4 protein-coding genes and 1 rRNA gene are annotated in these 5,905 nt (G+C 59.0%); all 5 read left to right on the top strand.

The window, feature by feature from the left end:
• Positions 1-109: ribosomal RNA gene (rrf, locus tag Q0G18_RS08765) — 5S ribosomal RNA — on the top strand; the annotation flags it as partial.
• 437 nt (positions 110-546) lie between these two features.
• The gene (gene fsa / locus Q0G18_RS08760) at positions 547-1,233 is read left to right on the top strand and encodes a fructose-6-phosphate aldolase (RefSeq protein WP_297152109.1); all 687 of its coding nucleotides are present in this window, start codon (positions 547-549) and stop codon (positions 1,231-1,233) included.
• A gap of 3 nt (positions 1,234-1,236) precedes the next feature.
• The gene (rho, locus tag Q0G18_RS08755; RefSeq protein ID WP_297152106.1) at positions 1,237-3,309 is read left to right on the top strand and encodes a transcription termination factor Rho; all 2,073 of its coding nucleotides are present in this window, start codon (positions 1,237-1,239) and stop codon (positions 3,307-3,309) included.
• Between the two features lie 132 nt (positions 3,310-3,441).
• Positions 3,442-4,524: a signal peptide peptidase SppA gene (sppA, locus tag Q0G18_RS08750; RefSeq protein ID WP_297152104.1), complete on the top strand. Its 1,083-nt coding sequence runs from the start codon at positions 3,442-3,444 to the stop codon at positions 4,522-4,524.
• The coding region (locus Q0G18_RS08745; protein ID WP_297152101.1) for a class I tRNA ligase family protein at positions 4,508-5,905 on the top strand (1,398 nt) is incomplete at its 3' end. The genes sppA and Q0G18_RS08745, both read left to right, overlap by 17 nt.

Below are 5,905 nucleotides of genomic sequence, written 5' to 3'. Positions count from 1 at the left end.
AACCGTAGAGAGGGGGATCACCCGATCCCATTCCGAACTCGGAAGTTAAGCCCCTCCTCGCCGAAAGTACTGCGGAGGAAGTCCGTGGGAGGATAGGGCGTTCCGCTCATGGGCGGCGCTTTTTCTGTCTGCGCAGGGGGCCGCGGCCCGGGGGGACCCGGCCGCGGCCCCCTTTTCTTTTATTTGCCGTTGCCACGCCGCGGGCGCACTCTGGCACTCTGGGCGGTCCTCCTGCAGCTGGGGCGAGTTCTTTCCTTTGTTGCGCGCTGAATCTTCTATTTTTTTACCTGTGATAAGCCGTTTCCTTTCTGCTTGTTGGCCTTTCTACGCTCCTACCTGCGTGAATTTTTTGTTTGAACCGCTGATTTAAGGCTTGCTTGCTAATCTTTTCTTGAAGGTTTCGGCATATTGCGCTAGGATAAGCCCTGTTTGATGCTATTTTGCGTCGTGATTCTTTTTGTGATTGATCGTTACTCTCTTTTTCTTCGGTGATTATTGTGCGTTCAGCACATTCTCATATCTTGTTACCCTATTTGAGGAGGACCCGTGAAGTTCTTTCTTGACACCGCAGACCTTGCGGAAATCGAGGAGGCTGCAAGCTGGGGCGCCCTTGCCGGCGTCACTACGAACCCGTCGCTTTATGCACGCATTGGTGGGAAGCTTGATGACTTCCACAACCACATCAAGCGCATTTGCGACATTGTTGGCCCGGATTGCCCCGTCTCAGCTGAATCTGTTGCCATGAATCGCGACGAGATCATTGCTGATGGTCGTGAGCTTGCTGCAATCGCGCCGAACGTGGTCGTGAAGGTCCCGACCATGGTCGAGGGCCTTGCTGCAACCCATACCCTTGCTGCCGAGGGTATTCCCGTCAACATGACGCTTTGCTTCAGCGTTCCGCAGGCTCTTCTGGCTGCTCGTGCCGGCGCTCGCTACATCAGCCCGTTCATCGGCCGTTTCGATGATATTTCCGAAGATGGTCTTGAACAGGTCTCCAATATCGTGACCGCTATCAACAACTACGACTTCACTGCCAACACGGTCAATGGCGAGCAGGTTGAGATTATTGCTGCTTCGATTCGCTCTGCAAATCATGTTACGCAGGCTGCTCTCATGGGCGCCGACATCGCGACTGTTCCCTTCGGCGTTCTGAAGAAGATGGTGCAGCACCCTCTGACCGATCGCGGTCTCGATTCCTTCCTCAAGGACTGGGAGAAAGTGCAGCAGGCATAAATTATGAGCGATAACGAAGTGGCGGAGACCAAAGCAGTTGAAGCTTCCGAAGCCCCGAAGAAGGCTGCTGACAATACGACCTCCGCTTCCCCCGTGAAGCGCGGCCCTGGTCGCCCGCGGAAGGTGAAGACTGAAGCTGTCGAGGCACCTGCGGAAGCTAAACCGAAGCGCGGCCCTGGGCGTCCTCGCAAAACGCCCGTTGTCTCTGATGCTGCCGAATCGGCTTCAACCCCGGCGCCTGCTAAGGCTGCCAAGGCTGCGGCTCAATCGGCTTCCGAGGCTCCTGCGGAAGAGAAACCCAAGCGCCGACCTGGTCGTCCGCGAAAGAACCCTCTTCCCGTTGATGCGGAAGGCGCATCCAAGGGAGCGCCTGTGCGGGCGGATGAAACCAAGGCGGGCGAGGCTCCTGCTGACGGCGAATCGAAAGCGGCCAAGCCCGCTGCGCGTAAGACGGCGTCTCGCAGGAGCGCTGAGCGTGCATTGGATGCTTCTGAAGCTCGCACTGGGGAGGCTAGCAAGTCTGACGACCGAAACGACGATCGGGTTCCAGAGGCGTCCTCTTCCGATGCTTCCCATAAAGATTCGGCATCTCCGTCAAAGACCACCGTTCACGTGCGTCGCTCTCGCGGGGAGCAGAATTCCTCAAACGAGCAGAAGCAATCTGGAAAGAACCATTCCGGTTACAACAAAGATCGCAACAACAATCAGAAGCAGTACCAGCAAAAGCACGGCAACGACCGCAAGCAGCGTCGTGGTCGCAACCAGCAGAACCGAGAGATCACCCCGAGCGTGAACCGCGAGGAACTTGCTGCGCTCAAAGTTGCCGAGCTGAGGGCGAAGGCCGCCGAGCTCGAACTGGACGCGTCGGGCCTTAAGAAGGCGGAGCTCGTCGATGCGGTCTACGAGGCGAGCGTGAAAGCCGAAGGATTCATCGAGGTCACTGGTATTCTCGATATTATGCCCGATGGGTACGGCTTCCTGCGCACGCAGGGATACCTTCCCAGCGAGACGGATGCCTACGTGGGTCTTTCTATGATCCGTCGCAACGGACTGCGCAAGGGCGACATGGTATGCGGCCAGACGCGCCCCGCACGCGAGAACGAGAAGTTCGCTGCGATTCAGAAGCTCATCTCGATTAACGGGAAGGCTCCCGAAGAGGGGTCGAAGCGTCCCAAGTTCTCCGACTTGACCCCTGTTTACCCCGATGAGCGCCTGGTCATGGAGCACGGCAAGAGCACGATTACCGCTCGTGTGATCGATCTTGCGGCGCCGATCGGCAAAGGCCAGCGCGGTCTTATCGTGTCGCCTCCGAAGGCGGGCAAGACGACCATTCTGAAGGATATCGCAGCTTCCATCACGGCGAACAACCCCGAGGTCCACCTCATGTGCTTGCTCGTCGACGAGCGTCCCGAAGAGGTTACCGATATGGAGCGCTCGGTTCGCGGCGAGGTGGTTTCCTCGACCTTCGACATGCCGTGCGAGAACCATATCGCCGTGTCGGAGCTCGTTATCGAGCGTGCGAAGCGTCTGGTGGAAATGGGTGAAGATGTTGTTATCCTGCTCGACTCCATCACGCGACTTGCCCGTGCGTACAACCTTGCGCAGCCCGCTTCCGGGCGCATCCTTTCGGGTGGCGTCGATTCGACGGCGCTCTATCCGCCTAAACGCTTCTTGGGCGCGGCGCGCAATATCGAAGGCGGCGGCAGCTTGACCATCCTCGCCTCTGCTCTCATCGATACCGGATCGAAGATGGACGAGGTCATTTTCGAGGAGTTCAAGGGAACGGGCAATATGGAGCTCAAGCTCGACCGCAACCTCGCCGATCGCAGGATCTTCCCGGCGATCGATCCGGTGACGAGCGGTACCCGCAAGGAAGATTTGCTGCTTGATCCGCAAGAAGCCCCGCTTATTTGGGCAGTTCGTCGTATCCTGTCGAATATGAACAACACGGAGCGCGCGATGGATATGCTGATCAAGTCGCTTAAGCGCACCGAGACGAACCAAGAGTTCCTCTTGCGTACGGCGAAAAAAGCGCAATCTGCTCATGGGAAGGTCGAAGACGGCTTCGAGCTGTAGCGCGATTGTCTGCGGCACCCCTAGATTTCGCGAAGCGCCGAGGATTTTGCTTTATCGGTAGACGCGCCGGGCATGTTCGTCCGGCGCGTTTTTTCATAAGGTAGTATGGAGTCAGGACGATTAGGAGGGAAGATGAACAACCAGCCCGAAAACTCTCGAGCGAGCGGCGTTTCCAACAATGCCAATGCTCCTTACGGCGCCTATCAGCCGCAACCTGGCAATCAGACCTATTGGCAGCAGCCGTCGTACGCGCCGCCGTACGCCGCGCCGGTGCAACCGCAGAAGAAAAGCCGCGGTTGGATTGTCGCACTTGTTGCAGTGGTGCTGCTGTTCGCCTTTCTGTTCACGGCGCTTGCCTCGTGCACGAGCGTGATGGCGACGGCGAGCTCGTCGATGTTCGGTGCGGGTTCGCAAAGTGCGGTCGATTCGCTTTCCGAAGATGCCGTCGGCGTGATTACCATCGACGGGACGATCGACTACGACGGCTCCACGGCAAGCCCGGAAGGCTTGAAGGCCCAGCTCGATCGCGCGGAGAACAACCCGCACATCAAGGCGGTCGTCCTGCGCGTCAACTCGGGTGGTGGCACGGCGACTGCGGGCGAGGAGATGGCCTGCTATGTCAACGACTTTTCGAAGCCGGTTGTGGTCTCGAGCGCTTCGGTGAACGCTTCCGCCGCTTATGAGATTTCGTCCCAGGCCGATTACATCTTCACCGCGAAGACCACAGCCATCGGCGCAATCGGAACCGCCATGCAGGTGACTGACCTTTCGGGTCTGCTCGACAAGCTCGGTATCTCGGTTGAGAACATCACTTCGGCTGAAAGCAAGGATTCGAGCTATGGGACCCGCCCGCTCACCGAAGAGGAGCGCGCGTACTACCAGGCTATGGTCGACACTGTTAACGAGACGTTCATGGAGGCCGTCGCGTCGGGTCGCTCGCTTCCGATCGATCGGGTTCGCGAGCTTGCCACGGGTCTTACCTATACTGGCATCGACGCGGTTCAAAACGGCCTTGCTGACGAGATCGGCACAAGGGAAGATGCCATCGCGAAGGCGGCGGAGCTTGCCGGCATGCGCACCTATGCGGTGGTGAGCCTCGAGCCCGAGTCCGACGATTTGTCTGATCTCGTCGGACTGCTTTCGAGCAGCAAGATGTCGAACGAAGATTTGATTGAAAGATTGAAGGAGCTTAACGGCAATGGCTCACAGCACTAACGAGAACCCGGTGGAATGGCCTGCACGCGCGGTCGTCACCGCGGGCATGCCATACGGCAACAAACCGCTGCATTTCGGGCACGTCGGAGGCGTGTTCGTCCCGGCAGACGCGTTTGCGCGCTTCCTGCGGGACCGCATCGGCAAGGATAACGTCCGATTCGTCTCGGGAACCGACTGCTTCGGCTCCCCGATCAACGAGGGCTATCGAAAGCTCGTCGAGGCGGGAGAGTTCGACGGGAGCATCTCCGACTACGTGATGCGCAACCATGAGCGCCAGGCGAACACGCTGCGCTCGTACGGTATCAGCCTCTCGATTTACGATGGCTCGGGAATCGGCCACGCCGGCGAGGTCCATCAGCATGTTTCCGAGGCGTTCATTGAGAAGCTTCACGAGAACGGTTTCCTCCACAAGGAATCGACGCTTCAGTTCTACGACACCGAGGCGCAGACGTTTCTGAACGGTCGCCAGGTGGTGGGGCACTGCCCAGTCCAGGGGTGCAAGTCTGAGCACGCTTACGCGGACGAGTGCGATTTGGGCCATCAGTACGACCCAGTCGACCTTATCGCGCCGAAGTCGTCTGTCACGGGAACCGTGCCCGAGATGCGCCCTGTCGAGAACTGGTATTTCGACCTGCCTGCCTTCTCCGAGTTCCTGAAAAAACATGTGGAGGAGCTCAAGGCCGATCCCACGATTCGCGACGTTGTCCCGCAAACGATCGAGGAGTTCCTCACGCCGCCGGTCGTCTACGTGAAGAACGAGGCCGAGGAGGCATATCGGGCGATTGCGGCGGACCTGCCGAAGCACGCCTTCCGCCCTGCGGAGAAGGGCAAGCAGAGCTTCGAGCTCGAGTTCTCGTCGATCGAGGATCGTGACGCGGCGCGGCCTTTGCTCACGCGGGCGAACATCCGCTTCCGCATGGGGAAAACACTCGTCCCCTTCCGCATCACCGGCAACATCGAGTGGGGCGTGAAGGCGCCGGTTATCGAGGGCGTCAGCGGACTCACCGTGTGGTGCTGGCCGGAGTCGCTGTGGGCGCCGATCTCGTTCACCATGGCCGTGAACGACGAGCTCGGTCTTCCGCGCTCGAGCTGGCAGGAGTGGTGGTGCTCAGACGATGCCGAGGTGTTCCAGTTCATTGGGCAGGACAACCTCTACTTCTACGGTGTTGCCCAGCCGGCAATGTGGGAGGCGCTCAAGCCTGGCAATTTCTTCGGGGGCGAAGAATCTCCCGCGTTGCGCCAGACGACGCTCATCGCAAACCATCATCTGCTGCTCGGCAACAAGAAAGCGTCGTCGTCGAGCGCTGTGAAGCCGCCCTCGGCCGACGAGCTGCTCGATTACTACACTCCCGAACAGCTGCGTGCGCATTTCCTTGCACTC

The sequence above is a fragment of the uncultured Ellagibacter sp. genome, from assembly GCF_934636505.1.
GTDB lineage: Bacteria > Actinomycetota > Coriobacteriia > Coriobacteriales > Eggerthellaceae > Ellagibacter.
The sequence above is the reverse complement of the archived record's forward strand: the minus strand, read 5'-3'. Positions and strand labels throughout refer to the sequence as shown.